We start from the raw sequence: 17,023 nt of genomic DNA on the forward strand, positions 1-17,023 counted from the left end.
GCGCCGCTACTCTCTCTTGTACCGTTTGCGGATTCGCGGGTCCCACCACGCCAGCGCCAGGTCGCTCACCACGGTTCCGATCACGGTCAGCGTGCTGAGGATCATGATGAAGCTGCCGACCAGGTACATGTCCTGGTTCATGACGCCGTTGAGCAGCAGCGGGCCGCCGGTCGGCAGGCTCATGACCACCGACACGATCGTCTCCCCGCCGATCAGGCCGGGCAGCAGCCAGCCGACCGTGCTGAAGAACGGGCTGAGCGACATCCGCACCGGGTACTTCAGCAGCAGCTTCCACTCCGGCAGGCCCTTGGCCCTGGCCGTGTGCACGTACGGGCGGTAGAGCTCGTCCAGCAGGTTCGCCCGGGTCACCCGGATCATGCCGGCGGTGCCCGACACGCCGATCACCACGATCGGCACCCACAGGTGGCCGAGCAGGTCGAGGACCTTGCCCAGGTTCCAGGCGGCGTCCTGGAACTCGGGGGAGAACAGGCCCCCGACGCTCTGGCCGAAGAAGCGGAAGCCGACGTACATGAGGATCAGCGCCAGCATGAACTCCGGCACCGCCATGCCGATGAACCCCAGGAACGAGAAGCCGTAGTCGCCCCACGAGTACTGCTTGACCGCGCTGTAGATGCCGATCGGGAACGCGATCGCCCAGACCATGAGCAGCGAGCTGATCGACAGCACCGCCGACAGCGCGACCCGCTCGCCGATGAGCGTGGAGACCGCCTGGTTCCAGGCAAACGATTGACCAAAATCGCCGTGCAGCAGGATCGCCGTGATCCAGCGCCAGTACTGCACCAGGAGCGGGTCGTCGAGGCCGTACCGGTGCCTGAGGTTGGCGATCTCCGCCGGGGTGAGGCCCTCGCCGCCCGCCTGCGCGTTGGCCACGAGCGTCGAGACGTAGTCGCCGGGCGGCAGGTTGATGATGACGAACGTGACGATCGAGATCGCCCAGAGCGTCACCACCACGTAGACCAGGCGGCGGCCGAAGTAGCCCAGCACGTCGGCCCCTCAGAGGGAGTACTGCTCGGGCTGGGTCGGCCCGGGCGTGGTGAGCGCGTTGGCCATCGAGTCGGGCACGTTCTTGAAGCTGTTCGACACGATGCCGTACTCCTCCGGGTACGTGCTGATCCCGATCGCGTAGAACTGCCGCGCCGCGATCTCGACCACCTTTCTGGCGGACTCGATCGCCTTGGTGGTGTCGGGCTCGGTGCGCATCCTGGTGAACGCCTCCAGCTGGTCGCGCACCTCCTTCGGCGGCTCGTCGCCCGCCTTGCCCTTGCTGCCGTACCACTGCGCCCAGCGGATGGCGTAGCGGGCGCTGCCGGAGTTGCTCGGCACGTAGTAGTGGTCGCCGCCGCTGCCCGTGATGACGTCGAAGTCGCTGCAGGTGTACGTGGCGGCCTGCGGCTGGTTCGCCATCGTGCGCTCGGTGAACAGCGTCCCCGCGACCGGGTCCACCCGCAGCCCGACCCCGACCGCCTCCCAGCCCTTCTTCACGAACTCCAGCGCCTCGGTGTGGTGCGGGAACTCGGTGCTGGCCATGACCGTGACGACCAGCGGCTTGCCGTCGGGGCCCAGGCGCTTGCCGTCGGCGTCCTTCTCGGTCAGCCCGGCCTTGTCGAGGTGCTCGTTCGCCTTCGCCGCGTCGAACTCGGTGTACTGCTTGGCGAACGCCTCGTCGTAGACCACGTTCCGCCTGGACGGGGCGGCCTGCCACGGCTCGCCCTGGCCCGCGTACACGCCGTCGATGATCTCCTTGCGGTTGATCGCGTACGACAGCCCGATCCTGAAGTCCTTGTCCTGGAACAGCTTGCGCAGGCCCTCGTCCGCGATGGTCTGGTTGAACTGGATGATCATCGTGTTGCTGAGCCGGCTCGGCACGTCGAACAGCCGGTACTTGCCCTTGGCGGCGTTCTGGGAGACCAGCGGCTTGTTCTCCGGCGTGTTGAAGTTGCGCAGCTGCATGCCGATCTCGCCGTTCATGATCTTCAGCAGCTCGACCTGGACGTCGCCCAGCACCTCCGCCCGGTAGCGGTCGATGTAGGGGAGCTGGCGCCCCTGCTGGTCGACCTTCCAGTAGTACGGGTTGCGCTCGGCCACCAGCGCCGTGCCCTTGCCGATCGGGTTGGTCACCTTCCAGGCGTGCAGCGTGGGCTGGTCGGCGTTGTGCCACGGGTCCTGCTTCAGCATGAACAGCTGCGTCCAGTCCTCGAGCTGCTGGTCCTTGGCGAGCTGGTCGGCGTCCGGGTTGTACTTCTTGTGGAACTGCTTGAGGTAGTGCTTGGGCAGCAGGACCCCGCTCAAACCGGGCCGCTCGAACGTCGCGACCGCGATCTGGTACAGCAGCCCCGCCTTTGGCTCCTTGTAGACGTAGCGGACGGTCCGGTCGTCCACCTTCTCGACCTTCACCCGCTCGGTGGTGCTGCCGTTCTCCAGGAAGAGGTCGTAGATGCCGGTGGTGTGCAGGTCGTGGTACGTGGCCACGTCCTCGAAGGCGAACAGCAGGTCGTCGGCGGTGCACGGCTGGCCGTCCGACCACTTGAGGCCCTCGCGCAGGCGGAAGACGTATTCCCGGCCCCCGTCCTTGACCTCGAACTCCGCCACGTTGGCCACGATGTCGTCGAGGCCCTTCTGGCCGTTCGTGCCGGGCTTGAGCCTGACCAGCGGCTCGTACCCGAGGGTGTTGATCAGCCAGTCGATGTCGTCGTCGCCGACGATGGCCGAGGCCCAGGTGCCGCCGTACGTGCCCGGCTCCTTCAGCGGCGTGACGACGAGGGGGTTCTTCGGCAGGCGCTGCTCCAGCGGCGGCAGCTTGCCGCTCTTGACCAGCTGCGCGAGCGCCGGGGACTCCTTGGCGGACATGTCGGCGGCCTGGGCGGCGCCGCCCGTGTCGGGGCTGGTGTCGAAGAAGCTGCAGCCGGAGGCGGTCGTCAGCAGGAGGAGACCGCCGCCGCGGAGGAGGTTCCTCCTCGTCAACGGGTGGTGAGTCATATGGGGGTGCTCCGTTCTAACGATTGACCTTCACCAGGCTGAACCTGGCCGTGGTGTAGGCGTGGACCGCGTTCGCCTCCTGGTTCCCGTCGACGGCGAGGCCGATGTAGAACCGGCCGGTCCGCATCGCGATGCGCTCGTAGCCGATGCGGTCCCAGTTCAGCGAGTTGGACGACAGGAAGGCCTCGAACTCGTTGTCCCCGGCCGGCAGGCTCCGGCAGACCAGGCGCAGCCAGTACGGCTTCTTCGGGTTCAGCGGGTCCTCGCCGGCGGCCGGCCAGATGCCGACGCTGGGCTGGTTGCCGTTCGAGGCGACCCTGATGGCCTTGGCGCGCATGCCGGCGCCGTCGTCGCCGCTCGCGGACAGACCGATGCCGGCCATCATGAACGGCGAGTTCGGCGCGAGGTCCTGGCGCACCATGATGCCCGCGACGGCGTCGACGTGCGCCGTGCTGATGCCGTCCACCCGCGCGGTGATCTCGATGACCTCGCCCCGCTGGCTGAACCCGACGGCCTGGTAGGCGAAGTGGAAGGAGTCCTTCCAACCGGCGATCTTCCCGGACCCCTTCAGCGTGAACACGCCGTCCTTCAGCGCCGTGCTCCCGGGGATGGCCACCTCGCCGATGTCCTTCGCCGTCCATGGCTTGTGGGTCATGGTGCGGGTGACGTGGATCGGCACCAGTGACGAGGTGGTCGCCGACCCGGTGCTGTCGGTGGCGCGGGCCGTCAGGGAGTAGGTGCCGTCGGTCGCGTCCGCCCAGGTCGCCTGGTACGGCGCCGCGGTCGCCTCGCCGATCTTCTTGTCGCCGTGGAAGAACTCGACCCTGGCGATGGACGCGCCGTCGAGGGCCTTGGCGTCGGCCTGGACGACGATGGACTGCTGGTCCGTGGCCGCCGCGAACACCTGGTCGGTCTTGGGGGAGACGATCGCCACCTCGGGGTTGCGGGCCCCGGCTCGCTGGATGGAGTTCAGGTAGCGCTCCAGGTTCGTGTACCCGCTGCCGTCCACCGTCTGTGCGTCGTCGGCGCTCTGCGGGTTCAGCCCCTGGGCGGTCTCCCACTCGTCCGGCATGCCGTCGTGGTCGCTGTCGGCGGGCGCGGGCACCTCGGGCGGCGACGGCAGCCAGCCGCCCACGTCCTTCTGGGAGTTGATGTGGCGCCCCGTGCCGGTGCGCGCCTCGTTGATCAGCCTGGCGTCGATGGCGTCCCGCCGCGGCAGGATGGCTCCGGCCTGCTCCAGGACCGTTGCGAACGCCTGCTCCGCGGACTGCTCCGTGATGCCGTTCTCGAACTCCACCGGCCTGGGCCGCAGCGTGATGCCACCGGTCGGGTAGCTGATGCCGCGCGTGTTGTCGGCCGTGATGTCGGCGTGGCCCTCGACGGTGTTGCCGCTGACGTGCCACTCGCCGAACCGGCCGGGGGCCACGATCGTCCTGGCGATCGGGGCCAGCGTGTTGGGGCCGGGCTTGTAGTAGTTGCCGACGATGTTGATGCCGTTGGCCCACTCGCCGCCGTAGCAGGACGTGATCCCGGGGTTGTAGATCACGTTGTTGCGGTGGTCCACCACCAGGCTCATGCCCTCGGTGAAACTGAAGCGCGGGTTGCGGCCGTTCTCGTGGATGAGCAGGTTGTGGTGGTAGGTGATGGTGTCGCCGCCCCACAGGCCGCCCATGCCGTGCCTGCCCTTGGGGTGCACCGAGTTCACCAGGCCCTCGGAGATGATGCACCACTGGACGGTCACGTTGGTGTTGCCGTAGACGGAGAAGCACTCGTCCACGCCCCAGCTGAAGGAGCAGTGGTCGATGATGATGTCGCGCACGCCACGGGCGCCGAAGGTGTCGATGGCGGTGCCGAGCTCGTCGCCGCCGCGGAAGCGCAGATGGCGCAGGATGATGTTGCTGCCCTTGATCTGCGTCTCGTTGCCGATGACGGTGATGCCGTGGCCGGGGGCGGTCTGACCGGCGATGGTGAGGTTCGAGCCGGTGATGTCGAGGCCGCCCTTGATCCTGATGTTCCCGGAGACCCGGAAGACCACCGTCCCGTCGGACTTCGCCACCGCCTCACGTAACGACCCGGGGCCGTCGTCGTCGAGGGTGGTCACCTCGTAGAGGGCGCCACCCCGGCCGCCGGTGGTGTACATCCCGGCCCCCTCGGCGCCGGGGAAGGCGGGCACCCCCTTCGCCTTCACCTTCGGCGCGACGGTGGGGCTCGGGCTGGGCGTGGGGCTCGGCCCGGCCGCCGCCATGCCAGAGGTGTCCGCCCATGCCACGGCGGGCGGAACCAACGCCGCGGACCGCACGAAATCCCGGCGACTGAATGCGGATTGCTGGCGATCGAAGCCTTCGGCCTCGCTCATGCGAAACGCTCTCTTTCTGCCCTGAATAGACAGGGCTGTGCCGTCTTTCGGCACGACTCCGGACCATGCTGTCGCTAAGTGAGAATTTTTATTCAGCCATGAATGGAGTGGATTCATCACATCGTGAACGACACCGTTGTGACTGTCAAGAGCGCTTTCCAACCCGCCAGACCCCCCGTCAACCCCACCCACCCACCCAAAGCCCCCACCCACCCACCCACCCAAAGCCCCCACCCACCCACCCACCCAAAGCCCCCACCCACCACCCACTCCCCAGGCCACCATCAGCCCACCCCGCCCGCCTCAGCCCACTCAGGCCGTCTTCGGTCCGCTCCCGTGCACCTCATGCCACCATCAGCCCATCCCGCCACCGGAATCCCCGCCACCTCACGGCACCATCAGCCCGCCCCGCCCTACGAGCAGGAAGGCGTCCGGCCCTCAAGTCCGGCGGCGGCGTCCGGCTGCCCGAGCCCGACGGCATCCGGTCACCCGAGCCCGACGGCGGCGTTCGGCACCCCAGCCCCGCCCTCCCGCCTTAGGAGCCCGACGCCCTCCGCCATGCGGGATCGCCGCCCCGCCACCTAAGCCCGGCAACCTCCTGCACCCAAGCCCGGCGACCTCCGCCACCCAGGCCCCGCGACCTCCGCCGCCCAGCCCCCGCGACCTGCAGCGCAAGGCCGACAACCCCAGCTGCCCAGGCCCGGCCCCCTTCGGCACGCAAGCCCGGCACCCCTCCGGCACGCGGGCGCGGCTCGGCGCACGGCGCACGGCGCCCAGCCGAAGCGTCCCCATGCCTCCCGCGCCCAGCTGGGCCCAAGCGAGGCCGCCCCAGCGAGCTCGCCCTGACCAGGCGAAGATCAGCCCTTCGGAGATCAATCCTTAAGAAGCTGCTCAGCCACACCCACATCCGTGATGAGCGTGTTCACCCAACCCCCGCGAAGCGCCGCCCGAATGGCCGCCGCCTTCCGGCGGCCCCCCGCGATGGCGATCCGCCGCGGCACCCGGAGCAGATCAGCCGCCGAGATACCAAGGATGCGCTCCTCGAGCGGCGAGGCGATCAACCGTCCCTCCTCGTCGAAGAAACGCAGGCACACGTCCCCCACCGCCCCCAACTCCCGCAACGTCTCGAAGTCCTCCTCCGAGATGGCGTTGCCGCTGTCACGCAGCAGCGGCGACGGATCCAGACTCCCGATCCCCACCAGCACCGTGGTCAGCCGCGACCAGGCCTCCACGACCTGCCGTACGACCTGATCGTCCGAAAGCGCCTGCCGGGCGGCCGCGGACCCGACCAGGCCGGGCGCGGGCAGGAAGACGGGCTCGGCGCCCGTGAGGTCGGCCAGATGGGCGGCCAGGCGGGTGGCCTGGACCTGCGCGGACCCCTTGCCCACCCCGCCGATGAGCTGGACGACCTCCTCCGCAACCTGCACCGGACGGCGCTGCATGGCCTCCACCGTGGCCAGCAGGCTGGCGCTCCAGGACGAGATGCCCAGGTGCTCGCCGCCGATCAGGGTGGCGTCCAAATACGTGGCGCCGGCCGAGCCCAGCGCGGCCACCACGTCGTGGTTGTCACCGGTGGCGTCCACGACGATGATCTGCTCCACGCCGTACTTGCGCTCGAGGTCCTCCTCCAGCAACGCGTGCACGCCGCTGGGCACCACGACCACCGTGCGTACGATGCCGATCTCCGCGGCCTCCTTGAGCAGCCGCGACACCCGCGGCTGCGAGATGCGCAGCTGCGCCGCGATCTGCGGCTGGCGCACCCCGTGCTCGTGATAGAGGCGGGCGACCCGCACCAGGAGCCGCATGCGCTCCGACTCCTGGCCGAGCCGGCGACCGCCGAACCTCATGGGCTCGCCGCCGGAGCGGCCCTTCTCGAACTGCTGACTGTCAGCTCCCACGATCGCCGGCCTCCGCTTCGGCTTCACCGCTCATGCTGGTCCGGCGGCGAGCCCGGGCCACCGCTCGCGCCATTCTGCTAACCCGCCACGACGCCCGCACCACGATGGCCCAGGTACGCAGCACACCACACCCCGCCCCCAGCCCAAGGCCCGGGGGAACCGCACACCGACCCCGGCCCCACCAAACCCGCCAGCTCCATCCCTCGACCACCCCACAACCGCCCCAGCACGTCACCCTGCGGACCGGTTCCCGCAGCCGTCCCAGCACCGTCGCCCCACCCAGGCCGCCCAGACTGGCCTGGCACCGTCGGAGGGCTCGTTCGACGTCGTCGGCCGGGCGCCGTCGCCCCGCGCCGAGCTCGCCGTCGCCGGTCCGGCACCGTCCGAGGGCCCGTTAGAGGTGGCAGCTCCAGCACCATCGGCCCGCCGCCTGTTCGACGTGGCCGCTCCAGCATCACCGGCCCGCCGCCTGTTCGACGTGGCCGCTCCAGCATCACCGGCCCGCCGCCGGCTCGACGTCGTCGGCCCAGCGCCACCGGCCCGGGGCCCGTTTGACCTGGTCGGCGCCGCGCTGAGGCCGCCGATCGACGCCGGCACGGTATGCAGCCCACCCCTCCACCCCAGGGTCGCGAACCGGGAGAGCCCCGCCCGATCCGCAGCCCCCAGCGAGGTGCCCGCTCGCCCCACTCCAGCTCCGGCCTAGGATCCGGCCCAGTCCCAGGCCCCTGCCCCCCCAACGTCAGCGAGCCCACATCGCACCCTCCTCCCCCCGCCATCGCGCTTAACGCCGGGCGAAGGCCTGTGACTTCGCGAAAACGTCCTCGAAGATGAACCGCGCGTCGGTCGAGTCGTACGTACGGATCGCCCGATTTCGAGGGAGAAGTCGTACGCCCCGTCGTGGCGGAAGTTCACGGCCGGCGCGCTCCACCCACGTCCCGCAGTCGGGGGGGAGCGTCAGCCCGATCGCGGGGGAGTCCCCGAGCGCGCGGAACTCGATCGACCCGCTGTGCCGCTCGTTCCACTCGACGAGCCGGCGCACGAGATACTCGCCGATCTCTCCGTACAGCGCCACCTCGCGTCGAGTTCGGCGTATCCGACCTCCGTCATCCGGTACGTCGGCGCCGGCGCGGCTTTCCTCCAGGCTCGACTGGGTGCGGCGATTGCCGAAAGGCGCGGCGATCAGCCCGCGAATATCAAGGCTCGGTGAGAGCAGGGAGTGCACGATGGCGAATTGATCGTCCGCCTCGCTTTTGGCGTCGATGTTCACGATCGCTCTGTGCCGTTGGGAAAAGGTATGGCCCGCCATGCACACCCTTCCATCGGCTGGAATATACATTCAAGAGCGAATCTATATTCCGATATTATATTGTGACATTTGTGGCGTCAAGGTCCCAGAGAATCACGGACAGCGCGAACGGCGAGATGGTGTGGTCGTCGTGCGTGGCGTCCTCCAGGAGCTCCCACCGCCCCTGGTCGGACCGCCCGCCGGCGAGCAGCGCCACCCGATCGCGTACCGGAGCCTGGTAGACGCGGTGCCCGACCCCGTTGAAGCAGCACTCGTCGAACCGGTTGAGGATCTGCACCTGCCCGCGCCCCGGCCCGACGGACGCCAGCACGTACATGTCGAGGAAGTCGTCGGAGGCGGCGGCGTAGAAGCCGGGCAGCGCCTCCTTGGTCTGCTCCCAGTCGCCGGTCGTGGGGCGCGGCTTGGGCGAGGCGGGACGCAGGAAGAACGGCAGCGACCCGGCCGTGGGATAGCTGCGGGTGACGCGCGGGTCCAACGCCGCGAACACCGTCGTCGTCCAGCCCCCGCCCGACAGGCCGATCATTTCGACGGAGACCGGCCGGTACGTGGCCTTCGCGTAGTTGAGGGTGACCGTGAGCGGTTCCAGGAAGAAGGTGAGGGCGGAGAACTCGGCGCTCTCCCAGGGCGGGAGCTCGCGGTGGGAGGGGTTCGGCAGCAGCTTCGCCGGGTCCTTGGGGTCGGCGATCTGCTGCTGGTTCCAGTGCTGGAACGGCATCGCGTACGCCATCACCCGATAACCGCGGTCCAGCAGGGCCTGGACGGTGCGGAGCATGGTGTCGAACGGCTCGCCGTGACCGTTGTGATAGAGCGCGAGACGCCGGTTCCACGCGCGGCGCGGGACGATGTCGTACACCTTGGCCGAAACCTGGTACCGCAGCGGGACCGTCAGCCGGTCGATCCGGCGAACACCCGTCAGCGAGGCGAAGTCAGGAGCCGACATATCGGTCTCGACGGTGGGAAGCGTCTTCGGCTGACCCGCGCCCTTCCAGATGTAGTCGATCATGCCCTTGCGCCTGGCGGCGATGTCGGCGGCCGACGCGATCCCGATCAGCGGCTCGATGTCGACACCTGCGACGGCGGCCGGCAGCGTCTTGTACTCGGGCCCGAACCTGGTCGCCACCTCCTGATTGACCGGCGCCACCGGCCGCGGCGCCCCCTTCCCCCCACGCACCCCCTCATCCACCCCACCGTTCTCCGCCGCACCTGCAACTCCGGCGGCACCCCTCGCCCCGGCGGCGCTCCCGCTCCCGGCGGGACCCACAACCCTGGCCTCCGCACCGGTACGGCTCACCGACTCGGCCGGCCCCGCGACGACGGCCGCCCCGACGCCACCCAGCACCCCGCCCAGCAGAGCACGCCTACTCGCCGACTTGTCCATCTCATCCATTCCTTCCACTAGGTCAAACCCGTGATCTCCGGACCCACCCACCACACCAGCCCAGCCCCGGGATGCGCGCTGCCCTGGCTCGTGGCGGAGAGGCGTGCTGCCCTGGCTCGTGGCGGGGGGACGCGTTGCCCTGGCTCGGCCGCCGGAGCCGTATCGCCTCGGTCTGGTGGCCGAGATGTGCTGCCTTGGTTCGGTGGTCGGGGGGCGCTCCGTTCCCCGACCCGGTCGCTGGGAGTGGTACCGCCCTGGCTCGTGGCGGGGGGACGCGTTGCCCTGGCTCGGTTGCCGGAGCCGTATCGCCTCGGTCTGGTGGCCGAGATGTGCTGCCTTGGTTCGGTGGTCGGGGGGCGCTCCGTTCCCCGACCCGGTCGCTGGGAGTCGCGCCGTCCTGGCTCGGTGGCCGGAGGTGCACCGTCTTGGCCCGGTGGCTGGAGGGTGTATCGCTCCGCTCCGGTGGCCGGGAGGCGGACCGTCCCTGGATTGGTTGCCGGGGGCGCATCTCTCCGGTTCGGTGGCTGTGGAGGGACGCCGCTCCTGGTTCGGTGGCCGGGGCGCACCGGTTCTGGCTCGGCCGTCGGAGCCGTAGCGCCCTCGTCCGGTGGCCAGGGGCGCATCGGCCTGTCGGTGGTCGGATGGGTGCCGGCATCGGGCTCAGCGTGGCTGGGGATTCCAGCCGCCCAGGACGAACGACGGGTCGCTCCACTTCTCCGCCTCGGTGGTCGTCAGCTGGCGGGAGCAGGGCAGCCGTTGTGCGGTGTCGATGGCGCGGCCGGTGGTGAGGTCGGTGCTGCCGTACTCCCAGAAGGAGAGCGTCTGTGCCTGCGCGCAGTCGTTCGGGTCGATGGCCCAGCCGACAGGGGCGATGTGGCCGTCCATCTTGGTGTCGATGAACACCGCCTGGCTGTGCGTGAACCGCCACACCGCGCTGCGGCTCAGCACCACCGAGCCGTCCGGTACGCCGGGGGCGCGCGTCAGCTTGGTGCGGACGAACACCGCGCCCGGCCGGGTCGCGTCGTTACGGCTCTGCGAGATGTAGCCGGCGTCCGTCGACTCCAGCACCGAGTCCTGGATGAACACCGTGCCGGTGCCCCACACGAAGTCGGTGTCGCCGCTGATCCGGCTGCCGGTGACGAACCCCTTGCCCTGCAGGCGCAGGGTGTCCTGGTGGCTGCGCAGGTCCACGCGTTCGAGGGCGATCCGGTCGTTGTTGCCCCGGAACGCTTCCGCCTGCGAGCCGCCGTCGGGGGTCGTGTTGTGAAGTGTGAGGTTCTGAATGCGGAAGTCCGCCGCGTCCACCCCGAACATGGCCCGCCAGCAGTTGTGCAGGTCCGAGGTCTCCAGCACGCGGCGCGGGCACACGTCGGCGGGGCCGCCCTGGCGCAGCGCCGCGTCGCCGTTGCGCAGGTCGTTGTTGGCGTACTGGATCACGGTACGGCCCGCGCCCGCCCCGCGCACGGTGATGTGCGGCCGATCCTCGCGTACGTAGACGATCTCGGTGTAGATGCCCGGCCGGACGTCGATCGTCACGGGCGACTTATTGCCGGTCGGCACGGCGTCGATGGCGCCCTGCACCGTGCAGAAGTCGCCGGTTCCGGATGCGGAAACTGAGAGGTGGCGCTTTTGAAGTGCTCGGTTCCTGGTTTTGAAGTTCCATTTTCTGGCCTCTTGCATCCCGCCGAATCCCGTGAACACCTCGGGGTCGATGGTGACGTAGTACTCCTGCCCGTACTCGAGCTGCCGGTGCAGGTAGACGTTGGCCGTGTTGCCGTCGATCATGATTGATTCGTACGAGAAGTCGTGCGGCAGGCCCGTGTCGGAGACGGCGGCGCCGATGTTCTTCTTGTCGGTTCTGGCTATGGCGGCTTCGATCCGATCGACCAGCGCGCCGTCGGCGGCCCGGTGTACTTCGATCGCGCCAGAGGAGCCCAGTGTCGGGGGCGCCGGGAAGCTGATCTTCAACGGGGCGTCGACGCAAGTCCCCCTCGCCCGCCCCGGCACGGAGAACCGCACCCCCGTCCCATCGGCTACTTCTGGGCTCTCGGGGGTTTTCGGCCCGTTGGCCGTGTCCTGGTCTCTGGGGGTTTCCGGCCCGTTGGCCGTGTCCTGGTCTCTGGGGGTTTCCGGCCCGTTGGCCGCGTCCTGGTCTCCGGTGGTTTCCGGCCCACTGGCTACGCCCTGGTCTCCGAGGGTTTCCGGCCCGCTGGCCACGTCCCGGTCTCCGAGGGTCTCTGCCTCCTCTGTCATGCTCGCCGCCCCGACCTCGGCTGCGGCTCTGCTGGTCGTTGTCGTCCCGTCGGTGGTGGCTGAGGTGTTGCTGACGAATGCGGTCCTGATGGCGGCTACTGGCTTGGTGGTGGTCGAGGGCGTTTCGGCGGTGCCTGAAGCTGCTGCCGCACGGGGTGCTGTGTTCGCGTTGGTGCTGGCTAGGGGGGTCGTTCCTGGGGAGGTGAAGGGTTGTGGAGGCGTGGGGGATAAGGCGAGCGCTGTGGTGAGGAGCGCGGTGATCGGGGCCTTCACATTCACCTCTCAAGGAGCGAATGGATAGTTGGCTTTGAATATATATGTAGACGTCTCGACAAGATCGGTCAAGGGTGGGAGGTCTTGTCGGTTCGTGGGGGTTCGTGGCATGCTTGGCGGCCATCGTGGATGTGACACGTGTAGAGTCGGCGCTTGGCCTGGTCAGCGGCCGGAAGGCTGAAGGAGAGAAGCCATGAAGAAGAGCCTGGCCCTGGTGAGCCTCCTGGCCGTGCTGGCGGCCGGGTGCGGATCCGGCGGGGGTGGAGGAGATTCGGCGTCGAAGACGCTGCGGTTCACCGGGCCCGAGGAGCCCAAGACGTTCCAGCCGGTCATCGACGGGTTCCAGGCCAAGAACCCCGGCGTGAAGGTCGCGTACACGCAGATCCCCTTCGACCAGCTCAACAGCACGCTGCAGCAGCGGCTGGCCGCCAAGGACGAAACGATCGACGTCTACACCGTCGACCAGCCACGCGTCGCGGCGCTGGCCACCCGGGGGTTCCTGGTCGACCTGAGCGACTGGAAGGACCGCGTCAAGCAGGCGGCCCTGCCCGCCCAGTACGAGGTCAACGAGCACAACGGCAAGCTCTGGTCCGTCCCCATCTGGACCTCCGACCAGTTCCTCTTCTACAACAAGACCCTGCTGAAGAAGGCCGGGATCACCCCGCCGCCGAGCGACCCCGCCAAGCGCTGGACGTGGGAGCAGACGATCGAGGCGGGCAAGAAGGCCCAGGCCGAGGGCGGCGCGCAGTGGGCGTTCATCCCCGAGCAGATCGAGCAGTACTACCAGCTGCAGAGCCTGGCCGAGTCGCTCGGCGGCGGCTCCGGGATCACCGGGCCGGACATGCTGACGCCCGACCTGACCACTGACGGCTGGGTGAAGGCGATGACCTGGTACCGCGACCTGTTCGCGAACAAGCTGGCACCGCGCGGGGTCGGCTCGTTCCAGACCTCCCCGCTGTTCAGCGAGGGCAAGGTGGCCTTCTTCGCGGGCGGCCCGTGGGATGTGGGCGTCTTCTCGGCGGCCAAGGACCTCGACTGGGGTGTGGCGCCGTACCCCTACTTCAAGGGCGGCAAGCAGGTGACGCCGACCGGCTCGTGGTCCTGGGGCATCAACCCGGCCTCGGAGAACCAGCAGCTCGCGCGCAAGTTCCTCGAGTACGCCTCCCTCGACCCCGAGGGCAACCTGCTGACCACCAAGGCCACCACGATCATCCCCTCGAACCGGGCCGCCTTCGAGAAGTACGTCCCCACCCTCGACGCGCTGGGCGGTGACAAGAGCAAGGGGGTCGGTGAGATCCTCACGTACGACGCCGACCACACGGCGGTCGCGCGGCCCAGGTCGGTGGGGTACATCCAGTTCGAGGACATCATGACCAAGGCGTTCGCCGACATCCGGAACGGCGCCGATGCCAGGACCCGGCTCGAACAGGCCACGCAGGAGATCAAGACGGCCTGGGCCCAGCTGCGATGACGGGCATGCCGGGTGTGTCGGGTGTGTCGGGCATGCCGGATGGGCACCCGTCGTCTGGGGGCGTGTCGGGCGCGTCGGGTGGGCGCCCGTCCTTTGGAGGCGTGCCGGGCGCGTCAGGTGGGCGTTTCTCGTCAGGAGGCGGGTCGGACCGGCGCCCATCCTCTGGAAGCGCGTCGGGCGGGCGCTCGTCGTCCCGAGGTAAGCGGAGCGGTCGGGTCGTCGGCCGGCCGGTGCTGGTGTCGCTGGCGTTCCTGGCGCCCGCCCTGCTCGCGCTCCTCGTCCTGCGCCTGATCCCGGCCGTCATGGCGTTCGCCAGCAGCCTGAGCCACACCAGCCTGGTCACCGGCGAGACCGCCTTCGTCGGCCTGGGCAACTACGCCACCCTCTTCGCCGACCCGACGTTCCTCCAGAGCGTCCGCGTCACGCTCGTGTTCAGCCTGATCGTCAACCCGCTGCAGATCGCCGCCGCCCTCGCCCTCGCGGTCCTGTTCACCCGCCGCTTCGCGGGCGTCCGGTTCCTGCGGGTGCTGGTGATCCTGCCGATCGCGGTGCCTCCGGCGGTCTCGGCGGCCATCTGGAGCGTCGCGTACCGGCCGGACGGCCTGCTCAACTCGGTGCTGAGCGTGCTGGGCATCCCGCCGCAGCCGTTCCTCACCTCGCCGGGCCAGGCCCTGTGGTCGCTGATCGTGCTGCTGTCGTGGATCGGCGTCGGCTACTGGATGATGTTCCTCATCGCCGGACTCCAGGACATCCCCACCTCCCTGTACGAGGCCGCCGCGATCGACGGGGCGTCGGCCTGGGCGCGCTTCTGGCACGTCACGCTGCCGCTGCTGCGCAGGCCACTCGCGTTCGTGCTGGTGGCGGACACGGTCTCGAACTTCCTCGTCTTCGCCCCCGTACAGATGCTGACCAACGGCGGCCCCCAGGGCTCCACCAACGTCACCATGTTCGACATCTTCACCCGCGCCTACTCCGTGGGTGACCTGAACCTCGCCCAGGCCGAGGTGATGCTGCTGGTCCTGCTCGTCCTGGCCGTGGTGATCGTGCAGTTCCGGCTGCTGCGGGGGAGGGACTGAACCGTGTCCAGACGTCTGTACGCCCTGCTGGGCACCATCATCGGCCTGGCCTTCGCGCTGCCCCTGCTCTGGGCCCTGTCCAGCTCGTTGCGCGGCGGCTCGGAGATCTTCCGGCACATCTCGCGGCTGTCGTGGGAGACGCTCGTGCCGGCCGATCCCACCCTCGGCAACTACGCGAGCCTGGTCACCGGCGATTTCGGCCGCGCGATACTCAACTCCCTGCTCGTGGCGCTGGTCACCGTGGCCGTGGGCCTGCTGATCTCGGCGGCGGCCGCGTTCGGGCTGTCGGCGGTGCGGTTCAGGGGCCAGGGGGCGCTGTTCGCGATCGTGGTGCTCAGCTTCCTCATCCCCTTCGACGCGATCGCGATCCCGCTCGCCACGCTGTTCCGCGACTGGGACCTGACGAACACCTACGCCGGGCTCATCCTCCCGGGCCTGGGCCACGGCCTGGCCATCTTCCTGCTGCGCCAGTTCTTCCTGGCCATCCCCAAGGACCTGGTGGAGGCGGCGCGCATCGACGGGCTCGGCTGGTTCGGCGTGTTCGCCAGGATCTACCTGCCGCTCTCGCGACCCGCCCTGGTGAGCGCGGGCCTGACGCTGTTCATCTTCCAGTGGCAGTCGTACGTCTGGCCGCTGCTCATCGGCACCGACGCCGCGCACCAGCTCGGCCCGATCGCCTTGGCGAACATGCGCGGCCAGTTCACCATCGACTACGGGCAACTGTTCGCGGGCTCGATCGTGCTGACGGTCATCCCGCTGCTGATCATCCTGCGCTTCCAGCGTCACTTCACGCAGTCCATCGCCACCACGGGTCTCAAATAACCTCCGAGAACAAGCTCCGAGAAGGGTCTCCATGAGTTCTTCGACCATGCGCGTCATCTTCGACACCGACATCGGCTCCGACGTGGACGACGCGCTGGCGCTCGCCGTCCTGCTCGGCTCGCCGGAGGTGGACCTGGTCGGCTGCACGACCGTCTACGGTGACACGTTGCTGCGGGCGCGCCTGGCCAAGCGGCTGGTACGGCTCGCGAACCGGTCCCTGGCCGTCATCCCGGGAGCGGCCAAGACCCTGACGGACCGGCCCGTCTGGTGGGCGGGCCACGAGGGCAGGCTCTTCACCGACCTGGAGACCGAGGCGGTCGACTCCGGGGACGCGGCGGCGTACCTGGTGGAGCAGGTCAGCCGCGCGCCCGGCCAGGTGGACGTCGTGGCGGTCGGCCCCCTCACCAACCTCGCCAACGCCCTGACGGCGTCGCCGTCGTTCGCCCGGGACGTCCGGCATCTGTGGATCATGGGTGGTCGCTTCGACGGCCCCGAGCCGGAGCACAACCTGCGCTGCGACCCGGAGGCGGCGGCCGTCGTCTTCGGCTCGGGGGCGCCGATCACGGTGACCGGCCTGGAGATCACCACCACGGTCCGGATGGACGCCGCCGACGTGGCCGCCATCGCGGGCGCCGGGGCGCTGGGGGAGGCGCTGAAGGCGGAGATCGAGCAGTGGTGGCGGTTCTGGAACGAGGAGTGGAACAGCCCGCACGACCCCATCACGGTGCTGAGCATGCTGGTGCCGGACCTGTTCGCCTTCAGCCCGGAGGGGCGGGTGGAAGTGGGGGAGGACGGCTCCAGCACGTTCGTGCCCGGGGGCGGCCGGACCCGGGTCACCGTCTCGGGCTCGCCGGAGCCCATCACCCGGGAGATCGTCCGCCGGATCGTGGCCGCCGCGAAGACGTGACCTCCACCGAGCGCCCGAGGTGAGCGGGATCCACACCCGGTGGAGACCGCCGCCGGTGCGCCGGAATGACCGGCGACGCGGACGTGCACCAGCCGGCTTGGGGATGTGCACCCGCCTGAGCGCACTCACCGGGTTCCAGCCGGCCAAGAAGCGCAGCCAGGCAACAGCTCCGTCCCCACCATGATGGCCGGCATCAGCAAGCCGGTCAGCAGGTCAGCGCCGGTCTGGGGTCCTCTCGAGCGCTTCACGGAGACTACGCCTCGTCGCGTCGAGCGATGGACCGCGT

The 17,023-nt window shown here is 69.3% G+C and carries 11 protein-coding genes; 4 read left to right on the forward strand and 7 right to left on the reverse strand.

Going from position 1 to position 17,023, the window contains the following annotated elements; all coding sequences use genetic code 11:
- Positions 1 to 6: 6 nt before the first annotated feature.
- From HD596_RS28210 to HD596_RS28240, 7 genes are all read right to left on the reverse strand, one after another.
- Positions 7 to 1,005 (reverse strand): ABC transporter permease, encoded by a 999-nt coding sequence (locus HD596_RS28210; protein WP_185072329.1) that lies wholly within the window; start codon positions 1,003 to 1,005, stop codon positions 7 to 9.
- 9 nt (positions 1,006 to 1,014) lie between these two features.
- Entirely contained in the window at positions 1,015 to 2,982 is a 1,968-nt protein-coding gene (locus HD596_RS28215; protein WP_185072330.1) for an ABC transporter substrate-binding protein, read from the reverse strand.
- Positions 2,983 to 3,013: 31 nt separating this feature from the next.
- Positions 3,014 to 5,266 carry an Ig-like domain-containing protein gene (locus HD596_RS64945; protein ID WP_185072331.1) on the reverse strand — a complete coding sequence of 751 codons (2,253 nt, stop codon included), beginning with the start codon at positions 5,264 to 5,266 and terminating at the stop codon, positions 3,014 to 3,016.
- Positions 5,267 to 6,225: 959 nt separating this feature from the next.
- Positions 6,226 to 7,251: a sugar-binding transcriptional regulator gene (locus HD596_RS28225; RefSeq protein ID WP_313044857.1), complete on the reverse strand. Its 1,026-nt coding sequence runs from the start codon at positions 7,249 to 7,251 to the stop codon at positions 6,226 to 6,228.
- A gap of 781 nt (positions 7,252 to 8,032) precedes the next feature.
- A complete protein-coding gene (locus tag HD596_RS28230) occupies positions 8,033 to 8,518 on the reverse strand; it encodes a hypothetical protein (RefSeq protein WP_221519550.1) in 486 nt (161 codons plus the stop codon).
- Positions 8,519 to 8,612: 94 nt separating this feature from the next.
- Entirely contained in the window at positions 8,613 to 9,935 is a 1,323-nt protein-coding gene (locus HD596_RS28235) for a hypothetical protein (RefSeq protein ID WP_185072333.1), read from the reverse strand.
- 660 nt (positions 9,936 to 10,595) lie between these two features.
- Positions 10,596 to 11,903: a pectinesterase family protein gene (locus tag HD596_RS28240; protein ID WP_185072334.1), complete on the reverse strand. Its 1,308-nt coding sequence runs from the start codon at positions 11,901 to 11,903 to the stop codon at positions 10,596 to 10,598.
- Between the two features lie 751 nt (positions 11,904 to 12,654).
- Here HD596_RS28240 and HD596_RS28245 point away from each other — a divergent pair.
- From HD596_RS28245 to HD596_RS28260, 4 genes are all read left to right on the forward strand, one after another.
- Positions 12,655 to 13,932 (forward strand): ABC transporter substrate-binding protein, encoded by a 1,278-nt coding sequence (locus HD596_RS28245; RefSeq protein WP_185072335.1) that lies wholly within the window; start codon positions 12,655 to 12,657, stop codon positions 13,930 to 13,932.
- Positions 13,933 to 14,162: 230 nt separating this feature from the next.
- The gene (locus HD596_RS28250) at positions 14,163 to 15,008 is read left to right on the forward strand and encodes a carbohydrate ABC transporter permease (protein WP_313044863.1); all 846 of its coding nucleotides are present in this window, start codon (positions 14,163 to 14,165) and stop codon (positions 15,006 to 15,008) included.
- Positions 15,009 to 15,011: 3 nt separating this feature from the next.
- On the forward strand, positions 15,012 to 15,830 hold the full coding sequence (locus tag HD596_RS28255) for a carbohydrate ABC transporter permease (RefSeq protein ID WP_185072337.1): 819 nt from the start codon (positions 15,012 to 15,014) through the stop codon (positions 15,828 to 15,830).
- 31 nt (positions 15,831 to 15,861) lie between these two features.
- Entirely contained in the window at positions 15,862 to 16,737 is an 876-nt protein-coding gene (locus HD596_RS28260) for a nucleoside hydrolase (protein ID WP_185072338.1), read from the forward strand.
- Positions 16,738 to 17,023 lie beyond the last annotated feature (286 nt).

This window comes from Nonomuraea jabiensis (assembly GCF_014204795.1).
Lineage (GTDB): Bacteria > Actinomycetota > Actinomycetes > Streptosporangiales > Streptosporangiaceae > Nonomuraea > Nonomuraea jabiensis.